We start from the raw sequence: 20,368 nt of genomic DNA, 5'->3' as shown, positions 1-20,368 counted from the left end.
CCATGAGCAACGTTCTGAAGCCCTTCTCGGGCGAACTCGATGTGCGCGTCACCGACACCTCGCTGCGTGACGGCTCGCATCACAAGCGCCACCAGTTCACCGTCACCGAGGTGCGCGATATCGTCGCGGCCCTGGACACCTCGGGCGTTCCGGTCATCGAGGTGACCCACGGTGACGGCCTCGGCGGTTCCTCGTTCAACTACGGTTTCTCCAAAACCCCTGAGCAGGAACTGATCAAGGCCGCCGCGGAGACCGCCACCCGGGCCAAGATCGCCGTGCTCATGCTGCCGGGCGTCGGCGTCAAGGAGGACATCAAGATCTCCCAGGACAATGGCGCGAGCATTGTCCGCATTGCCACGCACTGCACCGAGGCCGATGTCTCCATCCAGCACTTCGGGCTGGCCCGGGAGCTCGGTCTGGAAACCGTCGGCTTCCTCATGATGGCGCACTCCACCACCCCGGAGCTGCTGGCCAAGCAGGCCCGCATCATGGCCGACGCGGGCTGCCAGTGCGTGTACGTCGTGGACTCCGCCGGAGCCCTTGTGCTGGACCAGGTTACGGATCGCGTGGCCGCGCTGGTCGCCGAACTCGGCGATGACGCGCAGGTCGGCTTCCACGGCCACGAGAACCTCGGCTTGGCCGTCGCCAACTCCGTCTACGCGGTGCGCGCGGGCGCCACCCAGATCGACGGCTCCGCCCGCCGCTTCGGCGCGGGCGCGGGCAACCTGCCCGTGGAGGCGTTCATCGGCGTCTGCGACAAGCTCGGCATCAAGACCGGCGTCGACTTCTTCGCCGTCACCGACGCCGCCGAAGACGTTGTCCGCCCGGCCATGCCCTCGGAATGTCTGCTCGACCGCCAGGCCCTCATGATGGGCTACGCTGGCGTCTACTCGTCGTTCCTGCGCCACGCGGAGCGTCAGGCCGAACGCTACGGCGTGTCCGCCGCGGAAATGCTCGTCCGCGCGGGCAAGCGCAAGCTGGTCGGCGGTCAGGAAGACCAGCTGATCGATATCGCCCTGGAGCTCCAGCGGGAACAGCAGACCGTCACCGCCTGAGCTCGGAGGGACAACCAGCAACGGGGGTGGCACAGCCGGGCCGCGATCGATGCGATCGCGGCCCGGTCCTGTTCGGTATTCACCGACGACGCTTGTCTGTTTGCCTGGGATGGCCTGTGCCTGCTTGCGTTATCCACAACGTCCGTGCCTGACGGTCGACCAATCGAACGATCCAGCCTGCCGGTCGTCTGACTTCGTCTCCTCTCCCCAGCTTGTCAGCCATCGGCGCTACCCGGGCGTTCGACGTCGACCGCATCGGTCGTGTCGAACGGCCCGCGTAGCCGTCGGGTGAGCTCGGGATCGGAGTAGATCTCGGCGGTTGACTGCCATTCCCGCAATGCGCGCGAGAACGGCAGCAGCAGCCCTGTTTCCGCCCCGGCGAGCAAATGGTCCAAGAGATCTTTGATGCACCGCGGCCGTGCTTCATCGGGCAGCCAGGTCAGCCAGGGCAATTCCTCGGCGAAGACCTCCTCGGCGAGCGCGCGGTTCGCTTTCGCGACGATTGCCAGTGAGCGCGCTGCCAGGCCGAGCCCCTTGACCATCGCCTCGAACCGCTCCGAGCGCATCAGCACGAGATTTTCCGCATCCCGCCGCTCGAGGATCACATCGGCGTCATCGAGGGCCGGGAACACACTCGTCTGCTTGTTGATCAATGTGGAGAACGGGAAGGTCCGGGTGGCCATGAGTCCAGGCTACCCGAGAGTTCGAAAGTAGTTCAGTACTCGCGGCGAATTCCAGCGCCGCCAGCAGATCGGCGGACTCCAACGCAGGGTGGTCGTCGAGGATCTCGTCAGCGGGCAATCCCGCCGCGAGCAGGTCGAGCAACAGCCCGACGGGATAGCGCAGACCCCGGACCACCGGCATTCCTCTGCAGATGGCCGGGTCGTAGGTGATGCGGGCCAGATCGGACATGCCCCTCACGCTACGACCAGACCGTAACCGCTCCTTGTGAGTAACTTGACCGCTCTCTGTGGTTCAGAGGCTCGATAGCTCCCATGACATCCTTGATTCAGAAGTCGACACCAAACGGTGGGAGGCGGCAATGGCACTGATGCCGGACACGGTGAAAGCGGCGCTGCGCGAAGTCCTGGAAATCAGGCGGCGCGCACTTGCGCTGACTCGTCTTCAGGACGCCGTTGCTGATGGCGCGTTCGATCTCGAACTACTCGAAGACAAGCGGAACTATCGAAGATGAGCACCGCGCAGTTCCTTCAACCAGCATGGATCGTGGTGTCGCCGACCATCGTACCGATACAGTCGGACGTTATGGACGAGATCATCCTGTACGGAGCGGACTGGTGTGGGGACTGCCGCCGCGCGAAGATCTGGCTGAAGGAGCAGGGGCTGGCGTTCACCGAGATCGATGTGGAGGTGGACGAGGTGGCGCGGGGGCGGGCGGTCGAGCTGGCGGGTGGGCGGAAGAATATTCCGGTGATCGTGGTGCCGGGCGGGGCGGTGCTGGTGGAACCGACCAATGCGCAACTCGCCGAGGCGCTCGGACGCTGAGCGGCAGTCGGGTTGCCGGTGCATCCGGATTCGGGTCTCCGATGACAACGGCCCCCGCGGATTACGCGGGGGCCGTTGCCGATTCGAGCGATGAGAGGGACTACCTCACAGCCAGGTGTCCAGCGTGGTCGTGGTGAGGAAGTGCTCGAGGTCCGCGCGCCAGGGCGCGGGGGTGGTCTTCTCCGGTTCGATGGCGGTGTACTGGCCCCGGTAGAAGAGCAGCGGCCTGCCGGAGTCGGTGGACTCCGACAAGGCCTGCACTCGGCCGATCACAATGTAGTGATCGCCGCCGTCGACGACCTGGTCCACGGTGCACTGGATCGTGGCGAGGGCGTCGTCCAGGAGCGGAAGCTCCAGGTCCGAAGTGCGCCAGCCGATTCCGGCGAACTTATCGGGTTCGCGGGAACCGAAGCGGGCGCAGACGGGCTGTTGTTCCTCGGCGAGGATGTTCACGCAGAACTTGCCGTTGCGCTCGATGGCCGCCCAGGAACGGGATTCCTTGGTGGGGCAGAACAAGACGAGCGGGGGTTCCAGGGAGAGGGCCGCGAAGGACTGGCAGGCGAAGCCGATCGGTGCGCCGTCCTCCCCGAGCGTGGTGATGACGGTGATACCGGTGCAGAACTGCCCCAGCACATTCCGGAAGGCGCGCGGATCGATCACCGGCTGCGCGTCTGTCGTCGTCATGTTCACCCCGTCCGTCTCCGTCATCGCTACTTGAACCCGATCGAGAAGTCGTGGCCCCACAGACTCACCGCGGTGGACTCCCGGGCGATCCACGACTCTTCCTCGACTTCCATACCCTCACAACCGAACTCGATATCGAATCCGCCCGGCGTCTTCATGTAGAACGACAGCATCTTGTCGTTGATGTGGCGGCCCAGGGTGGCCGACATCTTCACCTTCTTGCGCAGCGCGCGATCCAGGCAGAGGCCGACATCGTCGGAGTTCTCCACCTCGACCATGAGGTGCACGATGCCGGTGGGGTTGGGCAGCGGCAGGAAGGCCAGCGCGTGATGGCGCGGGTTGCAGCCGTAGAACCGCAGCCACGCCGGATCGCCGTCGGCCGGGCGGCCCACCAGCTGCGGGGGCAGCCGCATGGAATCGCGCAGCCGGAAGCCCAGCACATCCTGGTAGAAGGCCTGGGCCGCGGCATCATCGGTGCAGGTGAGCACCACGTGCCCGAGCCCCTGCTCGGCGGTCACGAACTTGTGACCGTACGGGCTCACGAAGCGGCGGTCCAGGTACTGCGCACCGTAGAACGCCTCGAGGGTGTTGTCGGAGGGATCCTGGAACCGGATCATGCCCTCGACGCGACGCTCGGCCAGCTCCTCCTTGGTGCCCTCGGCGAAGGCCACGCCCGCCTTGGACAGCGTCTCCCGAAGCCGTTGCAGCGCAGGCGCGTCGGTGACCTCCCAGCCGGAGACCAGCAGCCGGTCCTGCTCGCCGGGCACGATCACCAGGCGCGCGGCGAACTCGTCCATGCGCAGGTAGAGCGCGTCCTGATTGGGTCCGTCGCCCTCCATCATGCCGAGCACCTTGAGGCCGTACTCGCGCCAGGCCGCCATATCGGTGGCCTCGATGCGCATGTACCCCAGTGCCTTGATCCCCATGCTTACTTCTCCTTGACGCCGAGCAGGAAGTCGGTTGCCAGACGGTTGAATTCGTCGAACTTCTCCAGCTGCGCCCAGTGTCCGCAGCCGCCGAATACATGCAACTGCACGCGCGGCACCATTTTCAAGGCTACGAGGGCGCCGTCGATCGGGTTCACGCGATCTTCGCGGCCCCAGATCATGAGCACGGGCTGGCGCAGTGTGAAGGCGTCGCGCCGGATCATGCCCTTGGCGAAATCGGGTCCGGCGAAGGACTTGCCCATGGCGCGGGTGGCCGCGAGCGACTCCGGCTGGCTCGCGGACGCGAAGCGCTCCTCGATCAGCTCGGGGGTGATGAGCGACTGGTCGAAGACCATGATGCGCAGGAAGGCTTCCAGATTCTCGCGCGTCGGTTCGTAGTTGAACTTCGCCAGCAGCTTCACGCCCTCGGTCGGATCCGGCGCGAACAGGTTGGTGGACAACCCGCCCGGACCCATGAGCACCAGCTTCCGGGCGCGATCCGGGTAGTCCAGCGCGAACCGCGTCGCGGTGCCGCCGCCGAGCGAATTACCCAGCAGGTGAACGCGTTCGGTGATGCCGAGGGTGTCCAGCAGATCCTTCAGCGCCGACGAGCTGTGCACGAAGTACTGCGGATGCTCGGTCGGCTTGTCCGAAAGCCCGAAGCCGGGCTGATCCACGGCCAGCACGTGAAAGTCCCTGGCCAGCACCGGAATATTCCGCAAGAAGTTCGACCACGAGGCCGCGCCCGGCCCGCCGCCGTGCAGCAGCACGATGGTGGGTCCGTTGCCTACGCCCGCCTCGTGATAGTGCAGCTTCAGATCCGGTCGCACCTGCGCGTAGCGCGAGGTGGATTCGAAGGTGATTTCTCCCACTGAGGTCATCGGCTACACAATCGTGTCGCCGACGGGCAGCCCGAAGGCGTGCGTTCCGTACATGACGTAGGCGCGCTCGGCGTCATTGGCCGCGTGCACCCGCCCGGCGTGCGCGTCGCGCCAGAAGCGCTGCAGCGGAGTGCCGTTCGCGAGGGCGGTCGCCCCCGAGGCTTCGAAGAGCTTGTCGATGGACTGAATGGCCCGTCCCGTGGCCCGCACCTGATCGCGGCGCGCGCAAGCGCGCAGGTCGAACGGGATTTCCTCGCCCGCAAGCAGATGCGCGTACTCGTCGGCCACATTGCCCGACAGTTGCCGCCAGGCGGCGTCGATATCGCTGGCGGCCTCGGCGATACGCACCTTGCCGAACGGGTCGTCCTTGGCATGCTCGCCCGCGTAGGCGGCGCGCACGCGCTTGCCCTGATGCTCCACGTGCGCCTCGTACGCGCCATAGGCCATGCCTACGATCGGCGCCGAGATGGTGGTGGGATGGATGGTGCCCCACGGCATCTTGTATACCGGGTCGGTATTCTGCTCGAGGCCAGGCGATTTCAGCTCGCTCATGGCTCGGAAGCTGAGGAAACGGTGCTTGGGTACGAACACGTTCTCGACCACGACCGTGTTGGAACCGGTGCCGCGCAGGCCGACCACGTGCCACACGTCGTTGATCGTGTATTCGCTGCGTGGAATGAGGAAGCTGCCGAAGTCGACCGGTTTGCCGTTCTTGATGACCGGTCCGCCCACGACCACCCAGTCCGCGTGGCCGGAGCCCGAGGACCAGGCCCAGGAACCGTTCACGGTGTAGCCGGTGCCGTCCTCGGTGACCTGACCCACGCCCATGGGCGCATACGACGAGGAGATCCGGACGTCGGTGTTCTCGCCCCAGACCTCTTCCTGCGCACGCTGATCGAACAGCGCCAGATGCCAGTTGTGCACGCCGATGATGCCCGCCACCCAGCCGGTGGAGCCGCAGGCGCTGGCGATCTTGCGGACGGTGTCGTAGAAGACGACCGGGTCCCCGGCGTAGCCGCCCCACTGGCGCGGCTGCAGCAACTTGAAGAATCCGGCGCTCTGAAGATCCTTGATGGACTCCTCGGGGATCTGGCGCAGATCCTCTGCCTGCTGCGCGCGTTCGCGCAGCGTGGGCAGCAGCGCCTCGACCCGCTCAACTACTTCTTGCGTCATCTCGCCAGTTGCTCCTGCCTGGTGAATAGGTATCGGGAAGCGGTTCCTATGTGCCCCTGAGAGTAGAACACGTTCCTATTCCTGTCGAGAACGGCGTTCAAACGCGGCTCGAATCGGCCCCAGCCAGTTAGTTGGACGTTCTACTGGCCAACTTTCGATCAATTTTGTAACGTGTTCTAGTACTTCCAAGGAGGAAAACGATGGCGACAACTCCCCAAGGGCCCCGCGGGAAGGTCCGCGAGATCGACGTGGGCTCCATGCCCACCCGCTTCGCCCGGGGCTGGCACTGCCTGGGTCTGTCCAGCACCTTCCGTGACGGGAAACCGCACGCGGTCAATGCTTTCGGCACCAAGCTGGTCGTTTTCATGAACAGCAAGGGCGAGCTGAAGGTACTCGACAGCTACTGCCGCCACCTCGGCGGCGACCTGTCCATGGGCGAGGTCAAGGGCGACTCCATCGCATGCCCGTTCCACGACTGGCGCTGGGGCGGCGACGGCAAATGCACGGAGATCCCCTACGCCCGGCGCGTACCGCCGCTGGCCCGCACCCGGGCCTGGCACACCCTCGAACGCAATGGCCAGCTGTTCGTCTGGCACGACCACGAGGGCTCCAAGCCGACCGACGAGGTGACCATCCCGTATATCGACGGGCCGTTCACCACTGCCGACGGCAGCAGCTCCGAATCGCTCAATGACGGCTGGACGCCGTGGACCTGGCATTCGATGCTGATCGAGGGCTCCAACTGCCGCGAGATCATCGACAACGTCGTGGATATGGCGCACTTCTTCTATATCCACTACGCCTTCCCGACGTACTTCAAGAACGTCCTGGAAGGGCATGTCGCGACGCAGTACCTGAAGACCAAGGGGCGTCCCGATATCGGCCAGGCGGCCGAGGCCGGGATCGATGTCACCCTCGAGTCCGAGGCGTCGTACTTCGGGCCGTCGTACATGATCAACCCGCTGCTCAATATCTACAGCGGCTTCCAGGTCAAGACGGTGCTCATCAACTGCCACTACCCGGTCACGCAGGATTCCTTCGTGCTGCAGTGGGGTGTGACGCTGGAGAAGCCCAAGGGACTGCCCGACGAGCAGGCGCAGAGCTTCGCCGACAAGATGACCGAGGGCGTCTCCGAGGGCTTCCTGCAGGATGTCGAGATCTGGAAGCACAAGTCCAAGATCGACAATCCGCTCCTCACCGAGGAGGACGGCCCGGTCTACCAGCTACGCCGCTGGTATGAGCAGTTCTATGTGGACGTCGCCGATATCGACCCGAAGATGACGCAGCGCTTCGAATTCGAGGTCGACACCTCCAAGGCCAATGAGGCCTGGGAGAAGGAGGTCGCGGAGAATCTGCGCAAGCGCGCCGAGGCCAAGGAAGCCGAGCAGGCCGCCGCGGCCGCGGCACAGGAGGCGGGAGTCTGATGACCACCTGGGCGAAAGCACCCGACTTGTCGGATCGTCCCGAGCAGCAGGCCCAGGTGCGCGCCCAGACGGTCCTCGACAAAGAGCACTACATGGAGTCCGGCCTGACACCCCTCGCGTGCCAGACCTGCGGAACCCAGGTGCTCGTGCGCAAACACAGCGCACAGCAGAAAACCGTGCAATGGACGGTCAACCCGGCCGACCACTGCCCGGTCTTCCGCAAAATGGCCGAAGCCGGACCGATTTTCGGCAAACCGGACTCCTGCCCCAACCTGGAGAAGACCATCGAGCACGCCCTCGCCGAGGGCATGCTCGAGGTAGACGACTGAGAGTCGTCTCCAAATACCCACTCGCCCCCGCTGCAAACGCAGCGGGGGCGAGGGCGTTGTGGGGGGGCGTTGTGGGCTGGATGTCAGTCGAGGCGGAAGTCGGCGAAGTCGAAACCTGGTGCTACGACGCAGCTTACGAGGACGTAGTTGTCATCGGCCGGGCGGGCGGCCTGGCTCATCCCGCCGGGGACGACGGCCTGGGGGCGCTGGCCCTTCTCGACGTCGGGGCCGAGGACGATCTCCTCGCCGCCGATGTTCAGCAGCAGCGGGCCGCCGCGGTGCCAGAGCCACGGCTCGTCCGAGGTCACCGTGTGTGGCGCGGACTTCTCACCCGGCAGCAGCAGGAAGTAGATCGCGGTGGCGCTGGACCGCTTTCCGTCGTAGCCGTCGGGCTCGAATTCCACTCCGCTGCGCCAGGTTTCCCGATACCAGCCGCCTTCGGGGTGAGGCAGCAGATCCAATTCGGCAGCCAGTGCGGGCCGGTCGTCGCTCATGCTGCCCAGCGTAGGCGCTCACCCGCCGCCACGCGGCGCGCCGATCAGCCTGCCGGGTGGGGCGCGGTGGGCTGATCGGCATCGAGTGTCTCGGCCGGAGTCGAGGCGCTGGGTGCGGAGGTCGGTGGGTTGGGCGCGGCGATGGCGGATCGGGCGGCGGTCAGCGGGTCTCGATGGTCCAGGTGATGCCGTGTGGCGCCAGCGAATTCAGCACGTCCTCGGGGTCGAATGCCTCGGCGGGGGCCAGGACGCCCGGTGCTGCCGTGCCGGTGGCCAGGCGGGCGGCGACCTCCACCGCCATCAGGGCGGAGTCGCGGTAGGAGTGCGGGCCGCTGACTACTCCGCGGACGGTGGCGCCGTTGGTGCCGTGGGCGTCTACGACCATGTGGTAGCGGAGTTCGGAGCTTGGTTCCTCGGGCATGGATTCGAGGGCTTCGGGGGTGAAGTCGCTGAGGTGGGCCAGGATTGATTCGTCCAGGACGCCGGTTACCGAGGAGACGTCGGAGTGGCGGGGGATGGTGAGGACCGGGGGTTGGGGGAATTTCGCGACGCGGGTGGGGGCGGTGTGATCGGGGAAGGTCATTTCGGTGTGGGCGGTGGCGGGGCCGGTGCGCAGGTCGCCGTCCGCGTAGTGCCAGCCGCCGGAGCGGAACCAATCCAGGCTGGCCAGAACGGTTTTGGCGCTGCCTTTGGAGCCGTTGCCGCCGCTGTAGCTCAGGTGGCTGAGGACGATATCGGCGGGGCCGGGCACGCGGCGGGACACCAGGTGGCCGAGCAGGTCGCCGGGGAGGTTGCTGTCGGTGATGCCGGAGATCACGGTCACCCCGGCGGCCGCGGCGCGCGGGCCGTATTCGTCGAGGACCTTCTTCAGGAACAGTTGCTCGCCGGAGGTGTCGGTGTAGTGCGCGCCCGCCGCGATGGCGGCGGCCAAGATCGGCTCGCCCAGGTCGACGAAGGCGGAGACGGCGCTGATCACCACGTCGGCGCCGGTGAACGCGGCCGTCAGTGCCGCCGGGTCGTCCAGGTCGGCGAGCCGGATTTCGGCATCGGGGAGACCGGCCGCCGTCGCTGCGGCCCGCAGTCGTTCGGCATTGCGGCCCACCAGGATCGGGGTGATGCCGCGGCGGCGGAGTTCGGTGAGGATGGGGCCGCCGGTCTGGCCGTTGGCGCCGTAGACGGCGATGGTGATCGGCTGGGCGGTGGTGTTCGTCGTTGTCATGGCTACGACACTATTGCGGCGCTGTGAGCGAAGTAATGGCTAATTTGCTCAGTTTGATGCTCGAAACGCTCAAACGATGAGCGATATGATGACTAAGTGGACATTCTCAGCGAAACCATCGCGGCCCTGCGCACCGGCAATCCGGCCTCCGGCATGTTCATCCGGCACGCACCGTGGGGTCGCCGCTATCCGGTGGTGCCGGGCGTGGGATTCCATGTGGTGCTCCAGGGTTCGTGCTGGGTGCTGCCGCCGACCGGTGCGCCGATGGCGCTGGGCCCCGGTGATGTCCTGCTCATGCCGCGCGGCGCCGACCATGTGCTCGCCGATCAGCCACACAGTCCGGTCACCGAATCCGCGCGTCCGGGCGAACCACGCGAGATCGCCGGGCCGGGCCCGCGCACCGCCCTGCTCTGCGGCGCTTACGAACTCGGCCGTCGCCGCGGTCATCCGCTGGTCGACGACCTCCCCGAATTCATCCATCTCCCCGCGCGTCCCGGCCGCCATCCCGCGCTGCGCGCCGCGGTGGATCTGCTCGCCGCCGAGATCGCCGAACCCCGGCCCGGCAGCGATGCCGCCATCCCCTCGATTCTCGATGCCCTGCTGCTGTTCATCCTGCGCGCCTGGTTCGACGAACAGGCCGAGGCGCGGGCCAGCGGATGGGCGGGCGCCTTCGCCGATCCGGCCGTCGCCGCCACCTTGCGCGCCATTCACACCGCGCCCGAACGCGCGTGGACCGTACCGGAACTCGGCGATCTGGCCGGTGTCTCCCGGGCCACGCTGGCCCGCCGCTTCACGGCCACCGTCGGCGAGCCGCCGCTGTCCTATCTCACCCGCTGGCGCATGCTCACCGCCGCCCGCCTGCTGCGCGAGACCGACACCTCGCTGGCCGCCGTCGCGCGGAAGGTCGGCTATCAATCCGAATTCGCCTTCGCCAAGGCCTTCAAGCGCGAATACGGTTCGGCCCCTGGGCAATACCGGCGCGCCGAGGACAAGCCCGCGGTGATCGCCGTCTGAACATCTGCCGTCGGCTGTCCACCCGCGGCGAAATGCCCTGGCTCGGCGCGGCCGGACGGGACTACCCTCGGGCGAGTGACGGACTGGCGAACGCGCAAGGGCCCGATCGGCGTACTGACCGGCGCGGGCATTTCGACGGATTCCGGCATTCCGGATTTCCGTGGCCCGCGCGGGGTGTGGACCAAGGATCCGATCGCGGAGCTGCTGTCCACCTATCAGAACTATGTGGCCGATCCGGAGCTGCGGGTCCGGGCGTGGCTGGCGCGGCGGGACAATCCGGCCTGGCAGGCCCGGCCGAACGATGCGCATCAGGCGCTGGTGCGGCTGGCGGCCGCGCGCGAGGTCGGGATCATCACCCAGAACATCGACCGGCTGCATCAGCGCGCCGGGTCCGAGACCGTGGTGGAGATTCACGGCAATATGTTCGAAGTCGTCTGCATCGACTGCGATTTCACCGATTCCATGGCGGCCACGCTGGAGCGGGTGGCCGCCGGGCTACCCGATCCGGACTGCCCGGACTGCGGCGGCATCCTCAAGGCGGGCGTCATCATGTTCGGTCAGCAGCTCGACAGTGACGCGATCCGCGCGGCGGTGGAGATCGCCGAGAGCAGCGCGATCTTCCTGGCCGTCGGCACCTCGCTGCAGGTGGAACCGGCCGCATCCATGTGTGCGGTGGCCGTCGACTCCGGCGCCGAACTCGTGATCGTGAATGCCGAGCCGACGCCGTACGACCCCTATGCCGCCGAGGTGGTGCGCGAACCCATCGGTCGCGCGGTACCTCGGTTGGTCTCGGAAATCTTGGGGGAGTAAGGGTTTCAGCTGAACGGGCTGTGCGGCCGGGCCTGTAGCTCGCCGTCCACCCAGATATCGACCTTCTCGTTGTAGAAGCAGGCCAGCCCCGCGATCTTCTGGCTCTCCGGTAGTGGGGCGCGATAGATCCACACCAGATCCGGATACTCGTTCTCGCCGATCCGGACGCTCCAATACGCGGCGGTGCCCTTGTACGGGCACTGCGACTGCTTGTCCGAGGCGCGCAGCAGATCCATGCGGACATCGGTGAGCGGCAGGTAGTAGCGCGGCGGCAGCCCGGTCTCGAACAGGATGCGCGGGGAGTGCGAGTCGGCGACCGTCTGCCCGTCGAGCTCGACGCGGATATGGCGGGTGCTGGCCAGGATGTCGACGCGGCTGTAGGGATCGCGCGGATGGACGTAGATGGGCTCGTCCTCCTCGAACCATTCGTCCATGGCGTCGAATTTCAGCCGGACCAGATCGCGCAATTCCTCGACCGGGGAGTCCGGATAGCGCACGGCCGCCCCGGCCGCGACGGTCCCGTCGACCACCACGTCGAATTCGATGCCCTCGCCCCGTCCCTCGGAGGTGCGGCTCTTGCCGGTCGGTTCCAGCTTGGCCCGCAGGTCGGCGGCGGGCAGATAGTAGGTCGGATAGTGGGGGTGCTCCCACACCAGCCGGGGTCGGCTGCTGTCGGCCACCAACTGGCCGCCGAAGTAGGCGCGCACTCGCTTGGCGCACGGTTCGACGCGTACTTGCCAGGTATTCGACTCGGTCATGGTCTCGACGGTACTCCCGGCCGAAGTAGCAGGTGGGGAACGGAATTCGAGCAATCAAGGCGTATCGGACAGCTACGGCGCGCACCTGCGATTTTTATAGCCTGACCAGACCGGATATGGTGTTCGGGCAACACTTGAGCGACATGAAGGTGGCGGTCAGATGTCGGAACCGAGCAGCACCGAGCAGCAAGGACTGCGGACCGGACTGCGGCGACGCCATATGACCATGCTGGCCATCGGCGGCGCCATCGGCGCGGGCCTGTTCGTCGGCAGCGGTTCGGTCATCGGCACCGCCGGTCCCGCCGCCATCCTCTCCTACGCCGCCGCCGGGCTGCTGGTGCTGTGCGTCATGCGAGCCCTCGGCGAAATGGTGGTGGCCCGTCCGGTCGCCGGATCCCTGGCCGAATACTCGCGCATGGCGCTCGGGCCGTTCGCCGGATTCACCATCGGCTGGCTGTACTGGTATCTCTACGTCATCCTGGTCGGCGCGGAGGCGGTCGCGGGCGCGGCCATTCTGGCGAGCTGGATCGACCTGCCGCAGTGGCTGCTCTCGGCGGCCCTGCTCATCGTCATGACCGCGGTCAATCTGGTGTCGGTGAAATCCTTCGGCGAATTCGAGTTCTGGTTCGCCTCCATCAAGGTGGCGGCCATTGTCGTCTTCCTGGCGCTGGGCGCGGCCTGGGTCACCGGTCTGTGGCCCGATTCCGATGCCGGGTTCCACAATCTCACCGCCTTCGGCGGCTTCGCGCCCAATGGCATCAGCGGCATCTTCTCCGCCATCGTCATCGTCATGTTCGCCTTCGGCGGCACCGAGATCGTCACCGTCGCCGCGGCCGAATCCAAGGAGCCCGGCCAGGCGGTCGCCCGCGCCACCAACAATGTGCTGTGGCGCGTCGGCCTGTTCTACGTGGCCTCGATCTTCCTGGTCGTGACCATCCTCCCGTGGAACGACGCCCAGGTCCTGAAGTCCCCATTCGTGAGCGCGCTCGACCGCATGGGCGTCCCCGCCGCGGGCACCATCATGGAGGTCGTCATTCTGACGGCCGTCCTGTCCGTGCTGAATTCGGCCATCTACGTGTCCTCGCGCATGCTCTACGTCCTCACCCGCGACGGCGACGCCCCCGCCTCCCTGGTCAAGGTGAACAAGCGCGGCGTTCCCGCCCGCGCCGTCCTGCTCGGCACGGTCGCCGCCTGGGGCGCGGTCATCGCCTCCTACGTCTCCCCGGACAAGGTCTTCAACTTCCTGGTGAGCTCCATCGGCGTGGTCCTGGCCTTCGTCTACCTGGCCATCATGTTCTCCCAGCTGCGCCTGCGCGCCCGCCTGCGCCGCGAGGACCCCTCGGCCCTGACCTACCGCATGTGGGGCTACCCCTACATCAGCTGGGCGGTCGTCATCGCCATCTTCGCCGTCTTCGTCGCCATGGCCACCAAGGACGACCAGCGCTACCAGCTCATCGCCGCCACCGTCAGCCTCCTGATCGTGGCCGCGATCTACCCCCTGCGCGCCAAGTTCGGCCGCAAGGAGCCGGTCCGCGAGGTCGAGGTCCTGCAACACTGACGCAAACACTCGTTGGCCCGCAAAGTATTGCGGGCCAACGGAATTCGGGTCATGCGAGCTTCTTCGGACATCGGATAGCTCCGGCCTCCGGAAGATCGATCGAAGGAGTATCCATGACCAAGGCAGTCCGCACCCTCGTGACCGGCGCCTTCCTGGCGGTCGCCGCCGTTGCCTCGGTGGCGACCGCGTCCGCCGATGCCGCCCTCCGGGAACCGGCGCAGCCGGACGCCACGTGGACGCCGATCAACTGCGATCCGAACAACTGGAATCAGTGGGCCTGCCTACTGAGCGGCTCGTCCTCGCTCTCCGCCAAGCGTTAGCACCTCGGGTACCGCTCGGCTAGGCCGGGCGGGCGAGCGGACGCGCGGGCGCGCCGAACAACTGGGCATCCCCGTGCGCCCGCTTGAAGAACAGGTGCGCGTCGTGCTCCCAGGTGACGGCGATCCCGCCGTGCATCTGAACGGTTTCCGAGACAACGGCATTCAGCGCGGCGGTGGCATGCAGCCGGGCGGCAGCGATATCGATCGCCTCCACGGTGTCGTCGGCCAGCCCCGCGATCGCGAGATAGGCGAGCGAGCGCGCCGATTCCACCTGCACATACATATCGGCCATACGGTGCTTGAGGGCCTGGAAGCTGCCGATGGGGCGGCCGAACTGCACGCGGGACTTGCTGTACTCGACGGTCATCTCGAGGCAGCGGTCCGCGGCGCCGACCTGCTCGGCGGTCACTGCCGCCCAGGCGATCTCGCGCAGGCGCGCGATATCGACGGTGCCGAGCGCGGTGGCGGGCACGGCCTCGAAGGCAATGGTGCTCAGGCGCCGCGTCGGATCCATGGTGGGAACCGCGGTGCGGGTCACACCCGCGGCCGTGCCGTCCACCTCGAAGAGCCCGTCGGCCGTCAGGACCAGAAGGCTGTCCGCGTAGGTGCCGTCGAGGACGTAATGCGCCGTGCCGGAAAGGTTTCCACCCTCGACACGTACCCCGAACGAATCCCAGCCCTGCGGCCCGGCCCAGCACACCGCGAGCGTGCGCGCGCCCTCGGCCACCTCGGGCAGCAGGCGCTCGTTCGCCGCGGCATTCCCGGCGAGCAGCAGGGCCTGCACACCGAGCACAGCCGATCCCAGCATGGGCGGCGCGGCCAGCGTACGGCCGAGTTCCTCCACTACCAGCAGGGACTCGACCAGCCCGACGCCAACGCCCCCGAACTCCTCCGGAATGGCAAGCGCCGCAACCCCGACCTGCTCACACAACAGGGTCCACAACTGCTCGTCGTACCCGCGCTCGTTCCCCAGTCCTCGCCGCATGGCCGCACTGTCACCGTGCTTGGCCAGCACCGCGCGCACGGTACCCGCCAGCTCCTGCTGCTCCACCGTGATGCTCATGCGTTCGCTCCCATCAAGTCGTTCACACCCATAGCAGTTGGTTCACACCCTTTTTCGCCGCCAATAAGAGGTGTGCACCGGCGAAAAGCGGTGTGAACCTCTGGGGTGCGCGGTGCGGTCGTTGGACAGGGCGGGGTGGCTTGTGCTGGTTCACGCCCTGTCCGGGTAGCCATGGCGGGGTGTGCATCGGCGGGAAGGGGTGTGAAGCCCCGGGGTGCGCGGTGGCTCCGGTCGTGTGGGTGCACTGGGCGGCGCGTTCGCCGGGGGCGGGGTGGCTTGTGCTGGTTCGCACCCATTGTTGCTGGTTCGCACCCTGTTTGGGTGCTCGACAGGGGGTGTGGACCGGCGGCGAGGGGTGTGAACGCTTGGGGTGTGCGGGGGGTCACGCGGCGGCTCGGGGGGTGGCGCGCAGGGCGGTGGCGATGCGGGTGCGGTGGAAGGCAGGGGTGCCCCAGGCGGAGCGGAGGGCGGTGACCTTCGTCAGCCAGAGGGACAGGTCGCATTCGGCGGTGTAGCCGATGGCGCCGTGGACCTGGAGGGCGGTGCGGGCGGCCTGGTAGGCGGCTTCGCCGCAGGCCAGTTTGGCGGCGGAGATGTCGCGGGCGCGCACCTGGGCGGGGGCGTCGTCCTGGAGGGTCAGGGCGGCGCGGTGGAGCAAGGGCTGGGCCATGTCCAGGGCGATGAGGACATTGGCCAGGTGGTGCTTGATGGCCTGGTATTGGCCGATGGGCTTGCCGAACTGGTGGCGCTGTTTGACGTAGTCGACGCTGGTGTCGAGCAGGGCGCGGCCCGCGCCGAGGAGCTGCGCGGCGGCGGCGAGAGCGGCTGTGTCGAAGGCTTTTTCGATGGCCTCGGCTACGCCTTCGCCCTCGGCGAGAACCGTCTCGGCATTCACCGTGAAGAGACGGCGAGCGGCGTCGATGGACTTCGCCTGCGCACCAGCGGTCGCGAGGGAGACGCGGTCGCCGTCGGCAATCAGGATGAGGTCGGCGATATCGGCGTCGAGAGCCACCGGTCCACCGGAGGCATCGAGGGCGCTCGTCCCGGCAGCAGTCGCTGCCGAGCCCGCCCCCGCAGCGGCCGCTCTCGAGCTTGCCCCGGCGGCAGTGGCTGTCGCACTCGCCTCGGCGGCAGTCGTTGTCGAGCCCGCTCCGGAGGTGGAGGCAGACGCGCTCGCCCTGGATTCTGCGCCGGGACTCACGGCGAGGGTGCCGAGCTTCGCGCCCTCGGCGAATTGCGGCAGCCATTCGGCGGCGGCCGTTGTGTCCGGAAGGGCTTGCAGCAGTGCGGGAATGGCTGCGGCCGTTTCGAGCAGCGGGCCGGGGGCGGCGGCGCGGCCGATTTCGGTGAAGGCCACGATCATTTCCACCGGTCCGGCGCCGAAGCCGCCGTTGTCCTCGGAGATGGTCAGGCCGAGCGCCCCGGCTTCGGCGAGTTGGCCGATGAGTGCGCGTCCGGCGGCGGAATCGCCCGCGCCCCAGGCGCGTACGACGCCGGGGGTTTTGGCGGCCTCGCTCATCTTGCGCAGGCTGGCGGCGAAATCGATTTGTTCAGCGGTCAATGCGAATCGCATGTCGTCCTCCGTATTTCAGCGCGGCAGGCCGAGCAGGCGTTCGGCGATGATATTGCGTTGAATCTCGTTGGTACCGGCGTAGATCGGTCCGGCCAGCGAGAAGAGATAGCCGTCGGTCCAGGCCGATTCCTGTTCGGCGGCCGCACCGTGCAGATCCAGGGCGGTCTCGTGCATGGCGATGTCCAGATCGGACCAGAACACCTTGTTCACCGAGGATTCCGCGCCCAGCTGGCCGCCCTCGGCGAGCCGGGTGACGGTGGCCCAGGTATTGAGCCGGTACGCCTCCGCGCCGACCCACGCGTCGACGACGCGGTCCCGGACCGCGGTGTCGTGCGCGTCGGCGGTCGCGCGCCACAGCTCGATGAGCTTGGCGGCGGTGGCATTGAAGCGGCCGGGACTGCGCAGCGACAGGCCGCGCTCATTGCTGGAGGTGGCCATGGCGACCTTCCAGCCGTTATGGGCCTCGCCGATCACGTCCTGGTCGGGGACGAACACATTGTCGAGGAAGATCTCCGCGAAGCCCGGTTCACCGTCCAGCTGCGGGATGGGGCGCACCGTAATGCCCTCGGCCGTGAGCGGGAACATGAGGTAGGTGAGACCGCGGTGACGCTGCGCCTCCGGATCGCTGCGGAACAGGCCGAAGCCCCAATCCGCGTACGAGGCACGGGAAATCCAGGTCTTCTGACCGTTGAGGATCCAGCCGCCCTCGGTGCGCTTGGCGGTGGAACGGATACCGGCCAGATCGCTGCCCGCCTCCGGCTCCGACCAGGCTTGGGCCCAGATATCCTCGGCGCGCGCCATTCTCGGCAGGATGCGGGCCAGCTGCTCGGGCGAGCCGTGCTCGAACAATGTCGGCGCGAGCAGGAAGATGCCGTTCTGCGAGACGCGTCCGGGCGCCCCGGAGGCGTAGTACTCCTCTTCGAAGACGACCCATTCCGTCAGCGAGGCATCGCGCCCGCCGTATTCGGCGGGCCAGGCCACGCACGACAGCCGGGCGTCGGCCAGGGTGGCCTCCCATTCCCGGTGCGCCTCGAACCCCGCCCTGGTGTCCATGGACGGCAGGGGAGCGGCGGGCACGTTGGCGGCCAGGAACTCCCGCACCTCGCGGCGGAATTCCTCGGTCTTGGCATCGAATTCGAGATCCACTTACTTCGCCCCGTTCTCGTCCGCGTGCACCGCGGCGGCCTTCATGGACTTGGCGTTCATTCCGCCGAGGGAGTCCGCGCCGACCTCGGCATTGTGGGCGTGCGCGAAGTGATGCAGTCCGAAGACCGAATCCATGCCCGCGCGCATCCCCATGAGGTCCTCGCACTGATTGACGGCCTTCTTGGTCAAGGCCAGCCCGAATTGCGGCATCTCCGAGATCTTCTCGGCCAGCGCGAAGGTCTGGGTCTCCAGTTCGGCGCGCGGCACCACCCGGTTGACCATGCCCCACTCGTAGGCCTGCGCCGCGGTGAAGCGCTCACCGGTGAACAGGATCTCCTTGGCGCGCCGTGGTCCGAGCACCCACGGGTGCGCGAAGTACTCGACGCCCGGAATGCCCATGCGCACCACCGGATCGGAGAAGAACGCGTCCTCGGATGCGACGATCATGTCGCAGGACCAGGCCAGCATGAGAGCGCCCGCGATACAGGAGCCCTGCACCATGGCGATGGTCGGCTTGGGAATCTCCCGCCAGCGGCGGCACATGCCCAGGTACACCTCGGTCTCCCGGGCGAAGCGCTGATCACCGCCGAGCCGATCGGTGTGGTCCCACCACAGCGCGGCCTTGTTCTCGTACTCGATGTGGTGGTCGCGCCCTGGGGTGCCGATATCGTGCCCGGCGCTGAAATGCTTTCCGGCCCCGGCCAGCACGATCACCTTCACCTTGGCGTCCTCGACGGCCCGCACGAAGGCGGCGTCGAGCGCGTAGGTCATGACCGAGTTCTGCGCATTGCGGTAGTCCGGCCGGTTGAGCGTGACGACCGCGACCGGTCCGCGCTTCTCGTAGAGGACGACATCGCCCTCGTCCGGGACGGCTCCAGATTGCTGGCTCACGCCTTCTCCTCACGTAGTTCCCGCTTGAGCACTTTCCCGGCGGCGCTGTAGGGCAGCTGATCGCGGAACTCGACGAACCGCGGCACCTTGTAGTTGGCGAGCAGCGTCTTGGCGTGCGCCACAACATCGTCGGTGGTCAGTTCGGCGCCGGGCCGCCGCACGACGTACACCTTCCCGACCTCGCCCATGCGCTCGTCCGGCACCCCGATGACCGCGGTCTCGGCGACCCCGTCCAGCCGCGCCAGGGCCTGCTCCACCTCCGCGGGATACACATTGAAGCCGCCGGAGATGTACATGTCCTTGAGCCGGTCGGTGACCTTCATATAGCCGCGCTCGTCGATCACCGCGACATCGCCGGTGTGGAGCCAGCCGTCCTTGTCGATGGTGTCCGCGGTGGCCTGCGGATCGTCGAGGTAGCCGAGCATGATCTGCGAACTGCGCAGCAGCAGTTCGCCATTGTCGGCCAATTTGATCTCGAAACCCTCGAGTGCCCGGCCGCAGGTATTGGCAATGGTCTCCGCCGAATCCTCCGGACGGCACATGGTGCCGAACCCGCCGGATTCGGTCTGCCCGTACGCGGTCAGCACCACATCGAAGTCCAGTTCGTCGCGCATGCGCTCGATGAGCACGACCGGCACCGTTGCCGCGCCGGTGACGGCCACGCGCAGCGAGGACAGATCGGCGCTCGGCCGCGCCGGATGCTCGAGAATGGTCTGGAAGATGGTCGGCGGCCCGGTGAGCACGGTGATGCGCTCGTCGGCGACGATCCGCATGGTTTCCGGCACATCGAAGGTGGCCTGCGGCACGATGGTCGCGCCGGTGGCCAGGCAGGCGAGAATGCCCGCCTTGTAACCGAAGCTGTGGAAGAACGGCGGCACCACCAGATAGCGGTCGCCGCTGTGCAGGGTGGCGCAGTCGGACCAGGCGCGGGCGCTGGTCAGCGCCTTCCCGTGCGAGATGAGCACGCCCTTGCTGCGCCCGGTGGTGCCGGAGGTGAACAGGATGTCCGAAAGATCGTCCGCTCCCACGGATTCCGCGCGCGCGACGGCGTCCTCAAGGGCGACCGCCTCTGCCAGTTTCGGCAGCTCGCCCCAGGCGATGGCGTTCTCGACGGCCGTCTCGGCCTCGGCCGGAATGACGATGACGGTCTCGATGCCGAGTTCCGGTGCGGCGGCCCGCAATTCGGCCAGCCGGTCCCGGCCGAGGAAGGTCCCCGCGACGAACAGCGCCTTGGCGTCCACCCGGCGCAGCACGTCCGCGGCCTCGTCGGCGACGAAGCGGGTGTTCAACGGCACGATGGCCGCGCCGACATAGTGCGTGGCCAGCGCCGCGGTCGCCCAGTGGTGGGTATTGGGAGCCCAGATGCCGATCCGATCGCCGCGCTCCACGCCGCGCGCGAGCAGTACGCGGGCGGTCTCACGGACCGAGTCGAGCAGTTGTGCCCAGCTCAGTCGCACGGCGCCGTCGCTCACGGCGGTGGCGTCGCCGTAGGCGCTCGCGGCGGTGTGCAGGGCGAGCGGCGTGGTCTGCGGTGGGGATGTCAC

Annotated in this window: 23 protein-coding genes; 9 read left to right on the top strand and 14 right to left on the bottom strand. The window is 67.3% G+C overall.

Annotated elements, in window-relative coordinates; genetic code table 11:
- Positions 1-2: 2 nt before the first annotated feature.
- The gene (gene dmpG / locus NC4_RS01495; RefSeq protein ID WP_067531390.1) at positions 3-1,055 is read left to right on the top strand and encodes a 4-hydroxy-2-oxovalerate aldolase; all 1,053 of its coding nucleotides are present in this window, start codon (positions 3-5) and stop codon (positions 1,053-1,055) included.
- Positions 1,056-1,270: 215 nt separating this feature from the next.
- Here the strand turns inward: dmpG and NC4_RS01490 are convergent, their stop codons facing one another.
- Both NC4_RS01490 and NC4_RS38610 read right to left on the bottom strand, forming a co-directional pair.
- Positions 1,271-1,738: a hypothetical protein gene (locus tag NC4_RS01490; RefSeq protein WP_067531388.1), complete on the bottom strand. Its 468-nt coding sequence runs from the start codon at positions 1,736-1,738 to the stop codon at positions 1,271-1,273.
- Positions 1,668-1,967: a DUF433 domain-containing protein gene (locus tag NC4_RS38610; protein ID WP_084528348.1), complete on the bottom strand. Its 300-nt coding sequence runs from the start codon at positions 1,965-1,967 to the stop codon at positions 1,668-1,670. Before NC4_RS38610 ends, NC4_RS01490 begins: the two co-directional genes overlap by 71 nt.
- A 130-nt stretch (positions 1,968-2,097) precedes the next feature.
- Here NC4_RS38610 and NC4_RS39870 point away from each other — a divergent pair, with 130 nt between their 5' ends.
- Together NC4_RS39870 and NC4_RS01480 are read left to right on the top strand one after the other, a co-directional pair.
- Positions 2,098-2,250, top strand: a complete 153-nt coding sequence (locus NC4_RS39870; protein ID WP_218020879.1) for a hypothetical protein — start codon at positions 2,098-2,100, stop codon at positions 2,248-2,250.
- A 71-nt stretch (positions 2,251-2,321) separates the two neighbouring features.
- Complete coding sequence (locus NC4_RS01480) at positions 2,322-2,561, top strand: glutaredoxin family protein (protein ID WP_067531658.1); 240 nt, start codon at positions 2,322-2,324, stop codon at positions 2,559-2,561.
- Positions 2,562-2,666: 105 nt separating this feature from the next.
- Here NC4_RS01480 and hsaB read toward each other — a convergent pair whose 3' ends face one another.
- Genes hsaB through hsaA form a run of 4 tightly spaced genes read right to left on the bottom strand, consistent with a single transcriptional unit; the run spans position 2,667 to position 6,225 of the window.
- Positions 2,667-3,245: a 3-hydroxy-9,10-secoandrosta-1,3,5(10)-triene-9,17-dione monooxygenase reductase subunit gene (gene hsaB, locus NC4_RS01475; protein ID WP_067531656.1), complete on the bottom strand. Its 579-nt coding sequence runs from the start codon at positions 3,243-3,245 to the stop codon at positions 2,667-2,669.
- A gap of 26 nt (positions 3,246-3,271) precedes the next feature.
- A complete protein-coding gene (hsaC, locus tag NC4_RS01470) occupies positions 3,272-4,171 on the bottom strand; it encodes an iron-dependent extradiol dioxygenase HsaC (RefSeq protein WP_067531384.1) in 900 nt (299 codons plus the stop codon).
- Between the two features lie 2 nt (positions 4,172-4,173).
- On the bottom strand, positions 4,174-5,052 hold the full coding sequence (hsaD, locus tag NC4_RS01465; protein WP_067531382.1) for a 4,5:9,10-diseco-3-hydroxy-5,9,17-trioxoandrosta-1(10),2-diene-4-oate hydrolase: 879 nt from the start codon (positions 5,050-5,052) through the stop codon (positions 4,174-4,176).
- 3 nt (positions 5,053-5,055) lie between these two features.
- Complete coding sequence (hsaA, locus tag NC4_RS01460; protein ID WP_067531380.1) at positions 5,056-6,225, bottom strand: 3-hydroxy-9,10-secoandrosta-1,3,5(10)-triene-9,17-dione monooxygenase oxygenase subunit; 1,170 nt, start codon at positions 6,223-6,225, stop codon at positions 5,056-5,058.
- A gap of 200 nt (positions 6,226-6,425) precedes the next feature.
- Here hsaA and NC4_RS01455 point away from each other — a divergent pair, with 200 nt between their 5' ends.
- Both NC4_RS01455 and NC4_RS01450 read left to right on the top strand, forming a co-directional pair.
- Positions 6,426-7,649, top strand: coding sequence for a 3-ketosteroid-9-alpha-monooxygenase, oxygenase component (locus tag NC4_RS01455; protein WP_067531378.1), 1,224 nt, complete (start codon positions 6,426-6,428; stop codon positions 7,647-7,649).
- Positions 7,649-7,978, top strand: a complete 330-nt coding sequence (locus tag NC4_RS01450; RefSeq protein WP_067531376.1) for a hypothetical protein — start codon at positions 7,649-7,651, stop codon at positions 7,976-7,978. Before NC4_RS01455 ends, NC4_RS01450 begins: the two co-directional genes overlap by 1 nt.
- An 83-nt stretch (positions 7,979-8,061) precedes the next feature.
- On the opposite strand, the gene NC4_RS01445 is transcribed toward NC4_RS01450, so the two are convergent.
- A complete protein-coding gene (locus tag NC4_RS01445; protein WP_067531374.1) occupies positions 8,062-8,472 on the bottom strand; it encodes a cupin domain-containing protein in 411 nt (136 codons plus the stop codon).
- 160 nt (positions 8,473-8,632) lie between these two features.
- Complete coding sequence (locus tag NC4_RS01440; protein WP_084528347.1) at positions 8,633-9,691, bottom strand: saccharopine dehydrogenase family protein; 1,059 nt, start codon at positions 9,689-9,691, stop codon at positions 8,633-8,635.
- Between the two features lie 96 nt (positions 9,692-9,787).
- Between NC4_RS01440 and NC4_RS01435 the strand changes: the two genes are divergently transcribed.
- Together NC4_RS01435 and NC4_RS01430 are read left to right on the top strand one after the other, a co-directional pair.
- Positions 9,788-10,705, top strand: a complete 918-nt coding sequence (locus NC4_RS01435; RefSeq protein WP_067531372.1) for an AraC family transcriptional regulator — start codon at positions 9,788-9,790, stop codon at positions 10,703-10,705.
- A gap of 75 nt (positions 10,706-10,780) precedes the next feature.
- Entirely contained in the window at positions 10,781-11,515 is a 735-nt protein-coding gene (locus tag NC4_RS01430) for an SIR2 family NAD-dependent protein deacylase (protein ID WP_067531370.1), read from the top strand.
- Positions 11,516-11,520: 5 nt separating this feature from the next.
- Here the strand turns inward: NC4_RS01430 and NC4_RS01425 are convergent, their stop codons facing one another.
- Positions 11,521-12,273 carry a DUF427 domain-containing protein gene (locus NC4_RS01425; RefSeq protein ID WP_067531368.1) on the bottom strand — a complete coding sequence of 251 codons (753 nt, stop codon included), beginning with the start codon at positions 12,271-12,273 and terminating at the stop codon, positions 11,521-11,523.
- 160 nt (positions 12,274-12,433) lie between these two features.
- Here NC4_RS01425 and NC4_RS01420 point away from each other — a divergent pair, with 160 nt between their 5' ends.
- Complete coding sequence (locus tag NC4_RS01420; RefSeq protein WP_067531366.1) at positions 12,434-13,831, top strand: amino acid permease; 1,398 nt, start codon at positions 12,434-12,436, stop codon at positions 13,829-13,831.
- Between the two features lie 113 nt (positions 13,832-13,944).
- The gene (locus tag NC4_RS01415) at positions 13,945-14,151 is read left to right on the top strand and encodes a hypothetical protein (protein ID WP_067531364.1); all 207 of its coding nucleotides are present in this window, start codon (positions 13,945-13,947) and stop codon (positions 14,149-14,151) included.
- A gap of 19 nt (positions 14,152-14,170) precedes the next feature.
- On the opposite strand, the gene NC4_RS01410 is transcribed toward NC4_RS01415, so the two are convergent.
- The 5 genes from NC4_RS01410 to NC4_RS01390 form a co-directional block, all read right to left on the bottom strand.
- A complete protein-coding gene (locus NC4_RS01410) occupies positions 14,171-15,214 on the bottom strand; it encodes an acyl-CoA dehydrogenase family protein (protein WP_067531362.1) in 1,044 nt (347 codons plus the stop codon).
- Between the two features lie 382 nt (positions 15,215-15,596).
- Complete coding sequence (locus NC4_RS01405; protein ID WP_067531361.1) at positions 15,597-16,787, bottom strand: acyl-CoA dehydrogenase family protein; 1,191 nt, start codon at positions 16,785-16,787, stop codon at positions 15,597-15,599.
- A gap of 15 nt (positions 16,788-16,802) precedes the next feature.
- Positions 16,803-17,933, bottom strand: a complete 1,131-nt coding sequence (locus tag NC4_RS01400) for an acyl-CoA dehydrogenase family protein (RefSeq protein WP_067531359.1) — start codon at positions 17,931-17,933, stop codon at positions 16,803-16,805.
- Positions 17,934-18,824, bottom strand: coding sequence for an enoyl-CoA hydratase (locus NC4_RS01395; protein ID WP_067531357.1), 891 nt, complete (start codon positions 18,822-18,824; stop codon positions 17,934-17,936). It abuts the gene before it with no gap.
- Positions 18,821-20,368, bottom strand: coding sequence for a FadD3 family acyl-CoA ligase (locus tag NC4_RS01390; RefSeq protein WP_067531355.1), 1,548 nt, complete (start codon positions 20,366-20,368; stop codon positions 18,821-18,823). The genes NC4_RS01395 and NC4_RS01390 overlap by 4 nt, the downstream gene beginning before the upstream one ends.

Origin of the sequence: Nocardia crassostreae (genome assembly GCF_001613405.1) — a bacterium.
Classification (GTDB): Bacteria; Actinomycetota; Actinomycetes; order Mycobacteriales; family Mycobacteriaceae; genus Nocardia; species Nocardia crassostreae.
This window is presented reverse-complemented; position numbering and strand designations above follow the sequence as displayed.